We start from the raw sequence: 15,406 nt of genomic DNA, 5'->3' as shown, positions 1-15,406 counted from the left end.
ATGGAGACATTCATGAACTTTTCATGTAACCAGACAAAAGCGAAACTCACTTTGTCTTTTGTGATCGCACTTATCACAATCTTTACTCTTGCAGGAAAAATCGAAGCACAATCAACACCTGCTGCACCAACTACTGAAACAACACAAACAACGGAAACTCCCGCTGAGACACCTGCACCTGTGGCAGAAGCTCCTGCAGAAACACCAAAACAAGAATCTGAAATTGGACTCGTGAGTTTATTTGTCACTGGTGGATGGTCTATGTGGCCACTCCTACTCTCTTCGATTGTTGGATTTGGTGTGATTCTTGAAAGAATCTACTTTTTCTTCACAGCTAAACTCGTAAGAAAAGGATACAACCAAGACTTACAAGATGCGATCGATGCATCCGGTATGAATGGGATTGAAGAATTTTTAAAAGCAAACGAAGGCCAAAGAATCACAGACGTATTAAAAAATGGAATGGAAGTTTCTCAAAACGATCCAGAGATTTTTGCTTCTGGGATTGAAAGAGAAGCCGGCGAGGTCATGACACTTCTAGAAAAAGGTCTCACGGTTCTTTCTGCTGTTTCTACTATCGCACCACTTGTGGGATTTCTTGGAACTGTATCTGGTATGATCAACGCATTCGATGCAATTGCAAATGCTGACCAAGTAAACGCGAAAGTGGTTGCTGGTGGTATTAAAGAAGCGTTAATCACAACGGCTGCTGGTCTTATCGTTGCGATTCCTGCAATGACTTTCTACCAATACTTACAAGGCCGTGTTGCTTTCTTTACTTCTGAAGTAGAAGAAGCTGCGAACAAAATTTACAAAGAATACTTAAAACTCAAAGCCGGCAAAAGAGCGTAAACTACGGAAAGTAACGAACCATGATTAAGTTAAAGAAAAAACAAGAACTAGAGGAGATATCGGCAGCATCCATGTCGGATATTGCCTTTCTACTCTTGGTATTTTTTATGGTAACTGCCGTATTCTTTGTAAAGGAAGGACTTAACATTTCCCTTCCACGCAAACAATCCGAACCTCAACCGTTTTTACGAAAGAATGTATATGAAATTTTGGTCACTCAAGACAGATACAAGATGCGTAATACAGCTTTCGGAACCAAAGAATATTCTAGTTTAAAAGAGTTTCGTGATGACCTAAACCAAATGGAAATCCCGGATCTCAAAAACAAACTAGCACTCATTGTTACAACCGGCGATACCAAATATGCAAAGATGTTGGATGCACTTTCAGCAGTCCAACTGCGTGGATTTGAAAAAATCTCAGTGAGAAAGAAGAAATAATATGTTACGAAGAAAGAGAGTCGCACCTTCAGTTCCCGTAAGTTCGATGGCAGACATTGCCTTCTTACTCCTCGTGTTCTTTATGGTAACCTCCGTATTGGATTCAGATCCAGACCTTCCCATCAATCTACCCGATGTTCCTGGTGGAGAACAGTTAAACAAAAAGATCGCAAACCTTTACTTAACTGCTGATGAAAAGAGGACTGTCTATTTTAACTCGGTGAAGATGGAATTAAACGAAGCCATGAGTGAAATCAGGGCTAAACTTTCCACTACACCTGATTTGAAAGTTCTCATCCATGCGGACCAAGATTTAACTTATGAAGAGTTGGATAGTGTATTCGAAACTCTCCGAGAGATAGGAGCCTTAAAGGTTTCCCTCGTTACCAAGACCACTCAAGGTGGCGGGTTAAAAGGAAAGTAACGTGAACGGAACAGTTGTTACACAAAGAAGATCCAAACGTGAGAGAATCCATCGGTTCATCGACAGGTACCGAATCGAAACTGGTCTTGCTATTTCTGCTTTTGTCCAAGCCATCATCATCCTCTTTTGGTTCACTCCTCATTTGGAAACGGATAGTTTAGATAGTCTCGTGGAAGAAGTTGCCTTCATTGACAATGTCCAAATCCAAGAACCATCCACTGATTCAAAACCAACCGATGGAGACTTTGATCTTACCGACAAAGAAAAAGAAGAGAAAAAAGAAGACCCACGTATCGCGGGAGCTTCTGACCCGATCGTATCTGGTGCTACTTCCCCAGTAGACTTATCTCCCAATATTCGTCCTGAATATACTTCCGATGCAAAAGCTCTTGGACTTACAGGAACTATGACTTTAGAAGTCATCATTGGAAACACAGGTGAAGTATTACGAGTTAGATCCGTAGGAAAGCAGTTAGGCGGTGGCCTCGAAGAAGAAGCCATCAAAGTTTACCGCAGAAAACGGTTTTCTCCTTCCATCTTAGAAGGAAAAGCCATCACTGTAAAAGTTCTTGTTCCGATTCGATTTACTTTGAATTAAAAAGTAACCACTACTATCCATCTTTAGTAGTGGTTACTTAAACCTTTCCTGTATCCAAATCCAACTTTCTCAATGTTTTTTGGGGCGAATCCACCACCAGAGTGGTGGTGGACCGGGCTCTTCGCTGCAATCTGCTTTGCAGGATTTCCGCTACGATCCCTTTCGCGGAAATTTACTAACAATCGTTAATCTTTAAAGAAAAATATTCTTTTATTATATTAATTAGGCTTTGATGATTTTTTTAACCAAATAGCTAACTCATCTTCTTTTATAGAACCATCTGCAACTTTTAAAATCACATTCACAACATCTTCTTCTAATGTATCAATAAGGAAACCATTCGAAGCAAGAAATACATACATCAAAAGAAACGATGTCCTTTTGTTTCCGTCCATAAATGGATGATTTTTAGCAATACCGATTCCCAGGGAAGCCGTGAGTTCAAAAATAGTAGACTCAGGTTGGTAATGCCATTGGTTCTTTGGTCGATCTAGCGCCGATTCGAGTAATCCTACATCACGAATCCCTAACGAACCACCGTGTTGTTTAATTTGATCTAAATGAATAGCCTCAGCGATTTTTCGATTTAACCACTTGGGTTCCTGTTTCATTTAGCTAATTCTTTAAGCGCATTTCGGTATTTCTTAGAAGCATCTTGATAGAATGCCATTGCTGATTCAAAATCAGGATCATAGGGAGATAAAAGAATACCGTTTTCAGTTTCTACAAGAAACACCGTGTCCCCTTCATGAAAATTATATTTTTCTAAAAGTGCCTTTGGAATCGTTGCACCTGATGAATTTCCAATTGCTCGAATCGTAGTTTTTTTGACTGATGAACTTTCCATGGTTATAACATAAGTAATAACCAAAATAATTCAATCGAATTTTGCAGATTTTTCTACATTTGGCATGAGTAAATTCATCAAACTGAATTTATATTAGTGATTCAATATTTTGATCGTTCATCCCCTACTCCGGTAACTCCAATACTTTATCTTCTTCTTCCATAGGTTGTTTCGGAATTTCCATTTTTTCGATACGGATTTCATGAACAAAATCAGGATCTTCAAAACTATTGAGAATGCTAATTCTTCTTGGGTATTGTTTGTCATTCCAAACTTCATAGTATCCAAATTTCAAAACACCTTTGTAGAAACTAAAAAGTTCACGGTAGGTAAACTCCATCCATTCAAGAGCCCCACTTGTTTTTTCAAAGTAACCAACATACTGGTCTGTGTCAGGAGTGGCATTGGTTTGAACAGAGGTAAAATAAACCACTTCATAGTCTTGGCCTAACTTTTGAACAGGACCTGCATATTGAACGATCGGGAATTCTGTCAGTCGCCAAGGAAGTGTTAAATACAACCGTAAAGATTCTAAATACACTCTTACTTCATCATCACCAGTAAAAACCTTTCCGGTATCCGCAGCAATTTGGTAAGGATCTTTTTTGACAAGGCCAAGGATAAAACCTTTTTTCTCTCCACCAAGAAATTCCACTTCCATGGCATCTTTTTCAAAATCCAAATACACTCGAAGCCTTTGTTCTGAATCTTTGATGGGAGTAAAAAATCGAAAAAACTTAGAATGCCAAACATCCTTTAATACAAATTGAATTTGTTTATAATCTTTCCAATTGCCTGGAGTCAGTTCTTTCACAGGAGGATTCGTGATCACCGACAGTCCTTTTTTCTTTAACTCAGGGTTAAAACCTTCTTTTTGTAAGGTGGGAGGACGTAGATCAGCCAAAGAACAAGAAATGGAAAATATAGAAATAAAAAGGAATACAACAGGGGAACGAAACATTGATTCCAGGATGAAACAAAAAAAACCGTCTGTCAATAGGGAAAGTGGATAGAAGTGGAGTGAGATGTGATTGTATTAGAAGTTCGGATGTTTAAATGATCATTCGTAAGAAAAGAATTTTGGCGAAAGAAAAGGGAAAAGGTCGGGAATCCGACCCCTTCTTCTTTAGAGAAACTTATGCTTTTGCAGCACCTGTTTTTTTGATAGATTCCGCAACTTCATTGATTTTTGCTTTTACGGATTCAATTTTTCCTTCAGGCATTTTTGCTTTGATTTCTTCAGCAATTTTGTTGTAGTTGTCTACGATTTTAGAACGAGTTTCATCGTAGTTTTTTCCAGCAACACTAGAGAATTCTTTAATGTCTGTTAGGATTTTGTCAACGGATTGGCGGATCTTTACAGAGTCTTCTGTATTGTCCAAAGCACCTTTGGATACGAGTTCATTGTAAGTAGTTTCCAACGAAGTTTTTGCTTTATCAAGACCTTCTTTTCCTGATTGGAAAAGTCCGATACCTGCGTTAAGAATGTCCATGATTTGTTTTTCCATAATTTAGCTCCTGGTTTTCACCTAATTGTGCAATGCACAACACAGTTATGTGCGTTGCACAAAATCTTACAAGAACTTTTTTATCCCATTTTGTAAAATTTTAGATTTTTTTTTCGTAATCCCGTTTACGATTCAATTCCAGAGAATCCTCCCCAAAGGGAAAAATACCGTTATCCGCATCTTTTCATATTCGAATCCTTTGGATTTAGGCGGGTCGTTTGTTACTTTAATGAAACTGAGAAATGAAAACTCTAAATGCACCATCTATGATACAATCTGAAATCAAAAACATTCCAATGATCCATTTAACGGACGTTCATAATGATGATACCAATCCTTATTTTTACGTGGGTCGTTTAGAGGAATTACCAAACGAATTTCAGGAATTTGATAGTTCGCACAGACATTCTTATTATGCTTTGTTTTATTTTACAGAAGGGACAGGAACTCACTCCATCGATTTTCAATCTCATACGATTGAAAAAAATTCCCTATTTTTCTTACGGCCGGGCCAAGTACATTCTTGGACTTTTTCCAAACCTGTTAAAGGTTTTGCTCTCAAAATTTATCCAGATTACCTCTCCGAACATGGTGGGCAAGTTACCAGTTTTCAAAACTATCCCTTTTTCCAACCGGGAAATGAAAATTCTAAACTAGCAATCCAAGATGCAGAACAATTAAAAAACGATTTTGAAAGACTACTTGGTGAAAAGAATACAAAACCAAACTCTTCTTTGACTTACCTTTTAATCCAATTGGTCTTGCAACAATCTCTAAAAGAATTCAATACATCATTCACAGACAAAATTACAATCGATTCTAAGTTATGGGATTTTTTTAAGTTATTAGAAACCAATTTCAAAGATCAAAAAACAACTTCTTATTATGCAAAAGAGATGGGGATCTCGAGTGGAAGTTTCAATCAACTTTGTCAAAAGGTTTATGGAAAATCGGCAAAGGCAATCATCCAAGAAAGATTAGTTTTAGAAATCAAACGGCTATTACTCCATTCTGATTTGAATATCAATCAAATTGCCTTAACTTTAGGATTTTCAGATAATTCTTATTTTAGTAAATTTTTCAAAGCCCATACAAATATCTCACCTGAAAACTTTCGGCTTTCGAAACGAAAACTACCATAAAAATCAAATTCTCTCCATTTACCAAACACGCATTTTTCCATAAGATAAACCTAAGACATTAGGAGAATGGAATGTTAGAAAAATTATTCTACACAGAGGCAAGTTTGCTTCTGACTTTATTACGATTGGTTTTGGGTTTAGTGATCCTTCCACACGGATTACAGAAGTTAGCTGGAATGTTTGGAGGGTATGGGTATTCGGCAACTCTCGATTTTTTTAAATCAGAAGGGATTCCTTATGCCGTTGGCTTCTTGGTCATTGTAGCCGAATCTTTTGGAGCACTTGGGCTTATTTTGGGACTCTTCACTAGAATTTCCTCGTTTGGAATTGGACTCACCATGATAGGAGCCGCCATTTATGTAAGGAAAAATGGATTTTTTATGAACTGGTTCAACCAACAAGCTGGGGAAGGTTTTGAATACCATATCCTCGCCATAGGAATCGCAGTAATTTTGATGGTTGCTGGTGGCGGTTCGTTTGCCGCCGATAGTTGGATCGCAAATAAAATTCAATCTAACTGAATTCACTAAATATCCGCTGATTCACCAGGTAACCGGTGAATTAGTCAGATTCGGATGTTACTACGAAAATAGACTGAGTGAAAACAAAATGAAAAAGAAACCACAAGCGAAACTAGTTTGAATACAAAATCAAAATACAACCGTCCCCTTGTTAGAAAACGGATTGTTGTATTTTGATGGGTTTAGTCGGTATAGATCTCTAAAGCACTGATGGATTCTTGTTGTTGTGCCATAACCGATTCCAAAAATTTCACATAAGCCTCACGACCAGGATATTCTACTTGGTTGACTCCTGTTTTGACAGCAGCTTCTGCCACGGCAGGTGCGACATGGTAAAGCACACGTGAATCTAAAGGTTTTGGAATGATATAGTCTGCACCAAATCGAATTTCTTTTTCGTTATAAGCTTCCGAAACTTCAACAGGAACTGGAAGTTTTGTGAGTTCGCTTAAGGCATAAGCCGCTGCCAACTTCATCTCCATATTGACTACCTTTGCACGAACATCGAGTGCCCCACGAAAGATAAATGGAAATCCAAGTACGTTATTGACTTGGTTAGGATAATCACTGCGGCCTGTGGCCATAATGAGATCTGGTCTTGCATGTTTGGCATCGGGATAAGGAATTTCTGGATCCGGATTGGCAAGAGCAAACATAATCGGTTTCTCAGCCATTGATTTTACCATGGCTTCCGTCACCACATTGGCCACAGAAACACCGATAAACACATCAGTTCCAGGAAAAATATCTTCTAGAGTTTCTGCATCGGTGTTGCGAACAAAAGGTAACTTAGATTCATGTAAATTAGTACGTTTGTGATTGATGACACCACGTGAATCCAACATATAAATGGACTCGTGTTTCACTCCAATATGAGTTAACATCTCTGCAATGGAAATGGCAGCAGCTCCGGCTCCATTGATGACCACTTTTAAGTTACCCGCTTTTTTACCGGTAAGCTCTAGAGAGTTTAATAAGGCTGCTGTAGAGATGATTGCGGTCCCATGTTGGTCATCATGGAAAACAGGAATCTTCATACTTTGGTCTAAAGTTTTTTCAATATGAAAACATTCTGGAGCACGGATGTCTTCCAAGTTGATTCCACCAAACGTTGGTTCAAGGGCTTTTACGATCGTGATAAATTTTTCAGGATCGGTTTCATTAATTTCGATATCAAACACATCGATACCGGCAAATTTTTTGAATAAAACTGCTTTTCCTTCCATCACTGGTTTTCCAGCGGAAGCTCCAATATTGCCAAGACCTAAAATAGCAGTTCCATTGGTGATGATTCCGACTAAGTTTCCTCGGTTTGTGTATTCATAAACAAGCTCAGGTTGTTTTTCGATTTCGAGGCAAGGATAAGCGACGCCAGGAGAGTAGGCCAAAGAGAGATCGTAACTGTTCTCCGTTGGTTTTGTCGGAACTACTTTGGTTTTTCCTTTCGGAAACCTAGAGTGATACTCAAGCGCGCTATTTTTCATGGTCTATTTTCCCACGATTTATGATTCAACGGAAAATCCTAGAATAAATTGAAAGGAAGCCTCTCCAAAAAAGGTTGATGGAAGTTCTATGTCCCTTTAGATAAAGTCCTTATGAAATGCCAGAGGGGGCAAATTTGGAACTGATTGGTGAATTTTTTGGAACAGCTGTTCTTATTCTTCTAGGTGATGGTGTTGTTGCAGGTGTTTTATTAGAAAAGTCAAAGGCAAAAGACGCAGGTTGGATCACAATCACCACTGCTTGGGCACTCGCCGTTTGTTTTGGCGTTCTCGTTGCTAAGACCTTAGGAAGTCCAGGAGCCCATCTCAATCCTGCGGTCACACTCTCCGTTTGTATCCAATCGGGAGATTTTTCCATTTTTCTCCCCTACAGCCTCGCACAAATTGCGGGAGCAGCCCTCGGAGCTACACTGGTTTATTTGTATTACCTTCCCCATTGGAAAGAAACCAAAGATTCTGGAATCATTCTAGCAGTCTTCTCCACATCACCTGCCATCAAACATACAACTTCAAATATCATCAGTGAAGGGCTCGGAACATTTATTTTAATTTTCGGAATCCATGCCATCTTCTCTCCGCAAAACGGAGGAGCACCTGGTGTTATGGGAACTGCTTTTGTTGGACTTCTTGTTTGGGCCATTGGGCTTTCCCTGGGAGGAACAACTGGTTACGCGATCAATCCTGCTAGAGATCTCGGTCCAAGGATTGCCCATTGGCTTTTACCAATTCCCAATAAAGGAAAATCCAACTGGACTTATGCCTGGCTTCCCGTAGTGATTCCGTTAGCGGGTGGGGGAATTGCAGCCCTTGTGATTCGGTGGGGGATAGGGTAACTGGTGGAGAGGGAATAAAATAAAGTGAAGTATAATACTACCTAAGTAAAGGATTTAGTAAAATCTCATTTGATTTAATTTTGACAGGATTTCCTAATAAATTAAGATTTCACTACGTTTGCAATAGATAAAGTCGCTAAACATGTTAAAATTAAAAGATACAAGTATTACAAGGTTCTTACGTTCAAACCTTTTCTCTATGGATTTCTTAGAAAATCACTTAGAAGATCTGCAAGATTACAAAAATATTGATAAAGGTATTTTGAATGAAAAATTTCAAGAAATATGCAAATATTATTATAAAGAAAATCTAAAAGACCTCTCAGAGGCTCAGCTTGAGGAAAATTTTCTAAGGCCAGTATTTAAAGAACTTGGTCATATTTATGAAGTCCAAACCTCGAAAAAAAGCGAAGATGTGGAAGAAGGCACAAAACTCATTGACTACGCTTTTTTCTATACTGAAGAGGATAAAGGGATATTTCATAAGAACAAAAACGAGAAGAATGCGATTAGATATTCCTCTTGTTCAACTATTTGTGAAGCTAAAGCATGGGGGAAATTGGAGGGGTATTATAATGTTATAAAAAACGATAATTCCGATCCTATATGGCAAATCAAAAAATCTTATTTAGATAATATAAATCCTAAAGAACAAAAAGCCAAAGTTCCTTTCGGAATTCTCACTGATGGAAAATACTGGAGAATCTATTCTTACAGATCAGAAATTGATAAATTCTTCGAGATCAATTTGGAAGAGATTATTAAAAGTAAAGACTTAGACCAATTTAAAACATTCTGGTTTTTCTTTTCTAAAGAAGCGTTTAAAGGCAAATCTTACTTAACTTCTGTTGAATCTGGTTCCAAAAAATTACAATCCGAAGTTTCTGATGATCTACGAAAACAAGTCTACCTCAGTTTGGAACTGATAGCTACGGGACTTTTTAGAATCTATAATTCTGGTAAAAGAGAATGGGATGAATTCAAAAAATATTCTGAAATGCAGGGACATTTAGAAGAAAACTCTATTATTGAAATTGATATCAACCATCCCGGAACTGAAAAGGTCATTTTAGATATAATCTATACCGAGTCCTTAGTTTATTTATTTCGAATATTGTTTTTACTCTATGCTGACCATCGAAATCTTTTCAAACATCGCAAAGTGGATACCGTTTTTTACCAATTGTTGGATAAAATTGATTCTTACAATCAAATAGGAAACATACCGGAGGGTGCAGACAATATCTCCGATAAAAATGATGACTACGATATCAATGGAGTATTTGAAGAAATCGATCGCGAGTTCAACGGAGGATTGTTTTCTACGGTGAAACATACCATTTTAAATAGATTTGATATTGATAATATCCTCTATGCCAATGCTATTGACTACCTTACCAGAACCATTGATAAAAAAACGCAAAAACCACTTCGTGTAGATTTTTCCGTACTTGAAGTACGTCATCTCGGAACTATTTATGAAGGGCTACTGGAATACAAACTCGCGAAAGCAAACGAAGACATTACGATTTCTTTATTAAGTGATAAAAAGAAAATTAGGAATCTCTGAAAGGGAGATTTGTATCTAGTTAACGACAAAGGAGAAAGGAAAGCTTCCGGAAGTTATTATACTCCCGACTACATTGTGGAAACTATCGTTAAGTTTACTCTTGGCCCATTGATTGATGATATCGAGAAAGAAGATCTTTCCATAAAGGAAAAAATAGCAAAAACCCTTACCTTACGCATATTAGATCCTGCTATGGGAAGTGGTCACTTTCTTGTGGAAGTAATCAGCTATGTCAACGATCGAATTGAAGCTTTGATACAAAATGAATTAGAGGAGTATACCAACAAACCAGGTAGAAAAAGTAAAGCACAGGCAGATTTGGAAGCATTGCTTAAAGAAGCAGAGAATGGGCTCTATAAGCGTATTTTAGCAAAGAAATGTATTTATGGTGTAGATAAAAACCCTATGGCAGTGGAACTTGCTAAACTTTCTATCTGGATCTACACCCTCCAAAGAAATAGAAAGTTGGAATTTTTTGATTATAACCTCCGTTGCGGTGACTCTCTTATTGGTAGCCAAGAAAAAACTTTCTCATCTCAATTGGATTCCAAATCCAAAGAAAGGATGCTCTTTGGGGACAATGACGAGTTGTATAAAAACGTCGTCGAAGATTTCAAAGAAGAATTTAAAAAATACTTTGATTTGGAAAGTGTTGAAGAACGGATGAAATACTATGAATCCGTTATTAAACCCAACCAACAAAAATTAAAGTACCTAGCTAACATTGAACTTGCCATCGCCTTCGCTGAGAAAACGGATGAAATCCATTCTATTTACGATGCGCACAAGAACAAACTTCTACAAAAGATCCGCATCGAGAAATCCAACGAATATCTAAAAAAACTTGCGACAGGAAATGATCTCGAAGCTTGGGAAATCAAATTATTCCAAGTAGCAAAGAAAGTTCACAAAGATTACAACCCCATCCATTGGGAACTTGACTTTCCGAATGTCTTTATCGATAAAGGCGGGTTTGATGGTGTGGTGGGGAATCCGCCGTATGTCTTTTCTAGAGAAAATATTGAACAAAAAGAAAAGATATATTTCACAAAAAAATATTCTACTTACGAATATCAGTCTGACTTATATATTTTATTTGTTGAGAAATCACTTTATTGTAAGCATGAAAAAGGTAGAGTTGGAATGATTATTCCGAATTCTTGGTTAGGGAATGTAAAGGCTACAAAAATAAGAAAAATGATTCTAAATGAATCTTCCATCTCCTACCTTGTTTATTGCTTAAAGGAAACTTTTGACGTAAATGTTGAAACCGTTGTAATTTCTATGCATTATTTTAAGGCTAATAATAAGATCAAAGTATTAGAATTTAAAAATCCATCTAAGATGACAGAAATAGGAACTTACAATCAGAATCTATTTGATCTTTCAGGTAATCAAAGACTGAATTTGAGACATTTTAGTTCAAATGCTATAATAAAAAAAATGGAAAATGTTTCCGTATCTTTAGAAACCTTTTTTGATATAACAAGAGGAGTTAATGCCTACGATAAATATCGAGGACAAAGCGATGATATTATCAAAAACAGGGCGTATCATTCTGAAAAAAATACTGATAATAGTTTTTCTCCAGAACTCAAAGGAAAACATGTTGGACGTTATTTTTATAATTGGGATGGGGATACATGGATAAAATATGGAGATTGGTTAGCTGCCCCTAGAGAACCTAAATATTTTACTGGAGTAAGGATAGTATTAAGACAAATTCCAGGCGAAAGATTACTCTCAACTCTCATTACCGAGAAATTCATAATAGACCAAACAGTATTCATTGCAAAGCCAAAAGAAGATTGTAAACTAAACTTAAGTTTTATAGTTAGTTTGATAAACTCTACGTTGATGTCATTTTACTTTAAATCTAAGAATGATGAAACTGATGAAATTTTCCCTAAAGTAAAAATAGAAAACTTAAAAAGTTTTCCAATCCCAGTATTAGAAATATCAAATGTTATTCAGAAATTCGAGTATGATAAACTTATCCAACTAGCCGATATTATGCTTTCTCAACACAAAGAGATCCAAGAGATTCAAAAGAAATTCACCAAAATACTCCAATCGGATTTAAAAATAGCAAAACTATCTGATAAATTGGAAGATTGGTATAAACTTACCTTTGAGGAATTCATTGGCGAATTGAAAAAGAAAAAGATTGAATTGAAATTAGATCAAAAAGCTGAGTGGATGGATTATTTTGAGAAGGAGAAATCTAAAGCAAATGCAATTCAGGAAATTATTTCTAAGACGGATTCTGACATTGATTTGATGGTCTACAAGTTGTATGGACTAACCGAAGAAGAGATAAGGATTGTAGAGGGAGCGTTTTAATGTCTAATCTACAGTATCCTACTGATGACCAAATCAAGGTAGAATGGAATAAATTTCATACCATCATTATATGTATCAGCACAATTTGTTCATTTGTTGGCATTTTTCATGTATATGCAAATCAGTACTGTTCGTTTTCAAAGCTACTTTCTATTATAGGATTGTATATTGATATCATTGGAGTTTTGATTGCTTCTTTAAAAACCCCTCACTTTGGTTCTTTTATGGATGCAGGAGAGCTGGAAAAGAAACGCGAAAGAGAAGAAAAAAAATGGTTTGTGAGGGGGATGTATACTATCTCAGTTGGTATGACTCTTCAGGTCATTGGTAACGCAATATAGTCCATGAATTACTCAGTGAATTGTATTCAATGGTTCAGTGCAAATAAAACAAACATTCTGAAAATAAGATTCTCATTTTGTCCGACAATGATGGTATAATCAAATTATGGCAACTTCTGACCAAATAAAAGCCCTGTTTAAAAGCCATTTGGACGGCGATGAAGACCGATTCTATTCGATTGCTATGCAAATTGCAGCAACAGAGGCAAGGAGTGGTCACGGAAAATTAGCTGGCGAGTTAAAGTCAATGATCGATGAAGCTAAGTCATTGTCTCTTCTGTCAAAAAAGAAAGAATTTCCTGTTCCTATTATCAAACCAAAAGGGGAATTGTCTGAGATCTTAGCAGTTTCTTATCCCAAAATTCGATTTGCTGATATGGTGCTTAAGAAAGAAATTTTTTCAAGAATCGAAAGGATATTGGAAGAGCAAAGACATTATTCCAAGTTACAGTCTCATGATTTACATCCGCGTAGAAAGATTCTATTTGTAGGCCCTCCTGGTTGTGGTAAAACAATGACAGCCTCTGCTTTGGCAGGAGAACTCGGATTGCCCTTGTTTGCAGTTCGATTGGATGGTCTAATGAGTAAGTATCTGGGAGAAACTATTGCCAAACTTCGTTTGATTTTTGATTCAATGATGGCTACCAGAGGAGTTTATCTATTTGATGAGTTTGATTCTATCGGTACCACAAGAAATTTTACGAATGATGTGGGCGAAATTCGACGGGTACTCAACAGCTTTCTTGTTTTTATGGAACAGGACACTTCTAACAGTTTAATCTGTGCTGCTACAAATAATCAACATAGCTTAGACCATGCCCTGTACCGCCGTTTTGATGATATACTGGAATATGATCTACCGGATGAGAAACTGATCGAACAAATCATTAAAAATAGAATTCGTCTTTATAAATTAGTTGGATCGATCAAGAAAGTTGCAAAGTCTGCCAATCATTTGAGTTTCGCAGATATAATTAAATCCTGCGATGATGCGATTAAGAAAACTGTAATTCGAGATAAAAAAACTATATTGGAAGAAGATTTAATACAATGTTTGGAAGAACGAAAAGGATTTAAAAACCTTAAAGGTTAATCCTAGTTATAATGGCTGATGAAAAATACAGACATCTTTTATTGAGACTTCGAGCGGAAACAAATAAGTTTACAAACCCAAGTACATTCATTCCGTCAGAAGATTATTTACGAACTAGGACTAAGGCAATTTCTAATCGTGAGGAACATGGTCAGAGCTTATTATCTGATGTACAAAAAGCAAAAATAGATTTTGTTAGCCAACTTGATCAGGAAAGAAAAGAATCATTTGATTTTCAACCTGGTATTAGAATTACCTTTGAAAGCTGGGAAGGCTTTGAATTGAAATTTAAGAGCTTGGAAGATGTAAAATCAAAAATTGAAATTCTTTCAATAAAAGAAATCAATAATAAATTTTTTACTACGGTGAGGATTCCTGAAGGTAAACTTGATGTCTTTATAAAAAAGATAAAAAATTACCTAGATTCTAATAAGGATAGAAGAAGGGGTATTCCAAGTAACAATGAATTAATCGCCAATATTGAAAAAATAAAACTGTCAGCTTTGGAAAATTTTTGGTCTGATAGTAAGCCATTCCCAGAAGACCTCGAACAAAAAATTTTCTTGGAAGCTTGGCTTAGAGTTGGAGATAATAGAAATTCAATCATCAATCGATTTAGGGAACAGGCGGAGAAACCTGGAATCTTTGTTTCTGAAAAACCATTGAAGTTTCCTGAAACGACAGTTTTTCTGATTCGTTCTTCGATGAATCAATTAAAGCATTCTATTCTATTACTCGATTGTATTTCTGAAATCCGAATTTTCAAAGACACACCTGCCTCTTTTTTAGAAATGGATTCAATAGAAGAAGAGGAATGGGGAAAAAATTTCATAGAAAGAGTTTCCCGAGATGATAATCACAAAGATTTTGCAGTTTGTGTATTGGACACGGGTATTAATTATTCTCATCCCTTACTTGATCAAAGTATTTCTCAAAGTGATACGGATACTTACAATCCCAACTGGGGAAAATCCGATCATGCCGGACACGGGACGGAAATGGCAGGGCTTGCCCTTTATGGAGATTTATATCCATTACTTATCAGTAACGATCCAATAGAATTAAACCATAGTCTTGAGTCTGTTAAAGTGTTACCGCCAAACGGTAATAACCCAGAAAATTTATATGGATTCATAACTCAAGAATGTGTTGCGAGAGCCGAACTTTTGGCAATCGAAAGAAAAAGAGTTTTTAATTTAGCAGTAACTTCCAGGGAATCTACAAATCAAAAAGGAGAACCAACCTCTTGGTCGGCTACCATTGATAATTTAGCATTTGGTAATGTAGAAGAAAAAGCCCCCAAAAGATTATTTTTGATGGTAGGTTCAAGAATTTAACGCACAAGAGTCCGTATTTCATCTTCAGGTGTATTCCAATTCAAGGTTTTTCTAG

General features: G+C 36.7%; 17 protein-coding genes. 12 read left to right on the top strand and 5 right to left on the bottom strand.

The genetic code is table 11. The features are described from left to right. Positions 1-12: 12 nt before the first annotated feature. The 4 genes from CH361_RS03460 to CH361_RS03445 are packed head-to-tail and all read left to right on the top strand — an operon-like array spanning position 13 to position 2,314. A complete protein-coding gene (locus tag CH361_RS03460; RefSeq protein WP_100789462.1) occupies positions 13-852 on the top strand; it encodes a MotA/TolQ/ExbB proton channel family protein in 840 nt (279 codons plus the stop codon). A 20-nt stretch (positions 853-872) separates the two neighbouring features. Then, positions 873-1,292 carry an ExbD/TolR family protein gene (locus CH361_RS03455; RefSeq protein WP_100743556.1) on the top strand — a complete coding sequence of 140 codons (420 nt, stop codon included), beginning with the start codon at positions 873-875 and terminating at the stop codon, positions 1,290-1,292. Between the two features lies 1 nt (position 1,293). Next, a complete protein-coding gene (locus CH361_RS03450; RefSeq protein WP_002972391.1) occupies positions 1,294-1,716 on the top strand; it encodes an ExbD/TolR family protein in 423 nt (140 codons plus the stop codon). Position 1,717: 1 nt separating this feature from the next. After that, the gene (locus CH361_RS03445; protein WP_100789461.1) at positions 1,718-2,314 is read left to right on the top strand and encodes an energy transducer TonB; all 597 of its coding nucleotides are present in this window, start codon (positions 1,718-1,720) and stop codon (positions 2,312-2,314) included. Between the two features lie 218 nt (positions 2,315-2,532). On the opposite strand, the gene CH361_RS03440 is transcribed toward CH361_RS03445, so the two are convergent. From CH361_RS03440 to CH361_RS03425, 4 genes are all read right to left on the bottom strand, one after another. Beyond that, on the bottom strand, positions 2,533-2,925 hold the full coding sequence (locus CH361_RS03440; protein ID WP_100789460.1) for a type II toxin-antitoxin system death-on-curing family toxin: 393 nt from the start codon (positions 2,923-2,925) through the stop codon (positions 2,533-2,535). Then, positions 2,922-3,161 (bottom strand): AbrB/MazE/SpoVT family DNA-binding domain-containing protein, encoded by a 240-nt coding sequence (locus CH361_RS03435; protein WP_100790002.1) that lies wholly within the window; start codon positions 3,159-3,161, stop codon positions 2,922-2,924. The genes CH361_RS03440 and CH361_RS03435 overlap by 4 nt, the downstream gene beginning before the upstream one ends. A gap of 124 nt (positions 3,162-3,285) precedes the next feature. After that, entirely contained in the window at positions 3,286-4,122 is an 837-nt protein-coding gene (locus CH361_RS03430) for an LBF_0142 family lipoprotein (RefSeq protein ID WP_100789459.1), read from the bottom strand. 175 nt (positions 4,123-4,297) lie between these two features. Then, positions 4,298-4,669: a phasin-related domain-containing protein gene (locus CH361_RS03425; RefSeq protein ID WP_100789458.1), complete on the bottom strand. Its 372-nt coding sequence runs from the start codon at positions 4,667-4,669 to the stop codon at positions 4,298-4,300. Positions 4,670-4,935: 266 nt separating this feature from the next. Here CH361_RS03425 and CH361_RS03420 point away from each other — a divergent pair, with 266 nt between their 5' ends. Together CH361_RS03420 and CH361_RS03415 are read left to right on the top strand one after the other, a co-directional pair. Further along, positions 4,936-5,811, top strand: a complete 876-nt coding sequence (locus tag CH361_RS03420) for an AraC family transcriptional regulator (protein ID WP_244279536.1) — start codon at positions 4,936-4,938, stop codon at positions 5,809-5,811. A 71-nt stretch (positions 5,812-5,882) separates the two neighbouring features. Next, on the top strand, positions 5,883-6,332 hold the full coding sequence (locus CH361_RS03415) for a DoxX family protein (protein ID WP_100789456.1): 450 nt from the start codon (positions 5,883-5,885) through the stop codon (positions 6,330-6,332). Positions 6,333-6,514: 182 nt separating this feature from the next. Here the strand turns inward: CH361_RS03415 and CH361_RS03410 are convergent, their stop codons facing one another. Then, complete coding sequence (locus CH361_RS03410) at positions 6,515-7,816, bottom strand: malic enzyme-like NAD(P)-binding protein (protein ID WP_100789455.1); 1,302 nt, start codon at positions 7,814-7,816, stop codon at positions 6,515-6,517. Positions 7,817-7,950: 134 nt separating this feature from the next. Here CH361_RS03410 and CH361_RS03405 point away from each other — a divergent pair, with 134 nt between their 5' ends. The 6 genes from CH361_RS03405 (at position 7,951) to CH361_RS03380 (ending at position 15,351) form a co-directional block, all read left to right on the top strand. Beyond that, positions 7,951-8,667 (top strand): MIP/aquaporin family protein, encoded by a 717-nt coding sequence (locus tag CH361_RS03405; RefSeq protein WP_100790001.1) that lies wholly within the window; start codon positions 7,951-7,953, stop codon positions 8,665-8,667. Positions 8,668-8,809: 142 nt separating this feature from the next. Then, entirely contained in the window at positions 8,810-10,237 is a 1,428-nt protein-coding gene (locus tag CH361_RS03400) for a hypothetical protein (protein WP_100789454.1), read from the top strand. 9 nt (positions 10,238-10,246) lie between these two features. Beyond that, positions 10,247-12,580 (top strand): Eco57I restriction-modification methylase domain-containing protein, encoded by a 2,334-nt coding sequence (locus CH361_RS03395; protein ID WP_100789453.1) that lies wholly within the window; start codon positions 10,247-10,249, stop codon positions 12,578-12,580. Then, positions 12,580-12,921, top strand: a complete 342-nt coding sequence (locus CH361_RS03390) for a hypothetical protein (protein WP_100789452.1) — start codon at positions 12,580-12,582, stop codon at positions 12,919-12,921. Before CH361_RS03395 ends, CH361_RS03390 begins: the two co-directional genes overlap by 1 nt. Before the next feature lie 106 nt (positions 12,922-13,027). Further along, a complete protein-coding gene (locus CH361_RS03385) occupies positions 13,028-14,014 on the top strand; it encodes an AAA family ATPase (RefSeq protein WP_100789451.1) in 987 nt (328 codons plus the stop codon). Between the two features lie 11 nt (positions 14,015-14,025). Continuing rightward, on the top strand, positions 14,026-15,351 hold the full coding sequence (locus tag CH361_RS03380) for a S8 family peptidase (protein ID WP_100789450.1): 1,326 nt from the start codon (positions 14,026-14,028) through the stop codon (positions 15,349-15,351). The last annotated feature ends 55 nt before the right edge of the window (positions 15,352-15,406 follow it).

The sequence above is a fragment of the Leptospira brenneri genome (assembly GCF_002812125.1).
In the GTDB taxonomy this organism is placed as follows: Bacteria; Spirochaetota; Leptospiria; order Leptospirales; family Leptospiraceae; genus Leptospira_A; species Leptospira_A brenneri.
Note: the sequence above shows the minus strand (reverse complement) of the source record. Positions and strands in the feature narration are given on the sequence as shown.

What these genes read in the sequence shown, in the direction of transcription:
- CH361_RS03460 (WP_100789462.1), top strand. Translation starts at nt 13, where the DNA reads ATGAACTTTTCATGTAACCAGACAAAAGCGAAACTCACTTTGTCTTTT.
- CH361_RS03455 (WP_100743556.1), top strand. Translation starts at nt 873, where the DNA reads ATGATTAAGTTAAAGAAAAAACAAGAACTAGAGGAGATATCGGCAGCA.
- CH361_RS03450 (WP_002972391.1), top strand. Translation starts at nt 1,294, where the DNA reads ATGTTACGAAGAAAGAGAGTCGCACCTTCAGTTCCCGTAAGTTCGATG.
- CH361_RS03440 (WP_100789460.1), bottom strand. Translation starts at nt 2,925, where the DNA reads ATGAAACAGGAACCCAAGTGGTTAAATCGAAAAATCGCTGAGGCTATT.
- CH361_RS03435 (WP_100790002.1), bottom strand. Translation starts at nt 3,161, where the DNA reads ATGGAAAGTTCATCAGTCAAAAAAACTACGATTCGAGCAATTGGAAAT.
- CH361_RS03430 (WP_100789459.1), bottom strand. Translation starts at nt 4,122, where the DNA reads ATGTTTCGTTCCCCTGTTGTATTCCTTTTTATTTCTATATTTTCCATT.
- CH361_RS03425 (WP_100789458.1), bottom strand. Translation starts at nt 4,669, where the DNA reads ATGGAAAAACAAATCATGGACATTCTTAACGCAGGTATCGGACTTTTC.
- CH361_RS03420 (WP_244279536.1), top strand. Translation starts at nt 4,936, where the DNA reads ATGATACAATCTGAAATCAAAAACATTCCAATGATCCATTTAACGGAC.
- CH361_RS03415 (WP_100789456.1), top strand. Translation starts at nt 5,883, where the DNA reads ATGTTAGAAAAATTATTCTACACAGAGGCAAGTTTGCTTCTGACTTTA.
- CH361_RS03410 (WP_100789455.1), bottom strand. Translation starts at nt 7,816, where the DNA reads ATGAAAAATAGCGCGCTTGAGTATCACTCTAGGTTTCCGAAAGGAAAA.
- CH361_RS03400 (WP_100789454.1), top strand. Translation starts at nt 8,810, where the DNA reads ATGTTAAAATTAAAAGATACAAGTATTACAAGGTTCTTACGTTCAAAC.
- CH361_RS03390 (WP_100789452.1), top strand. Translation starts at nt 12,580, where the DNA reads ATGTCTAATCTACAGTATCCTACTGATGACCAAATCAAGGTAGAATGG.
- CH361_RS03385 (WP_100789451.1), top strand. Translation starts at nt 13,028, where the DNA reads ATGGCAACTTCTGACCAAATAAAAGCCCTGTTTAAAAGCCATTTGGAC.
- CH361_RS03380 (WP_100789450.1), top strand. Translation starts at nt 14,026, where the DNA reads ATGGCTGATGAAAAATACAGACATCTTTTATTGAGACTTCGAGCGGAA.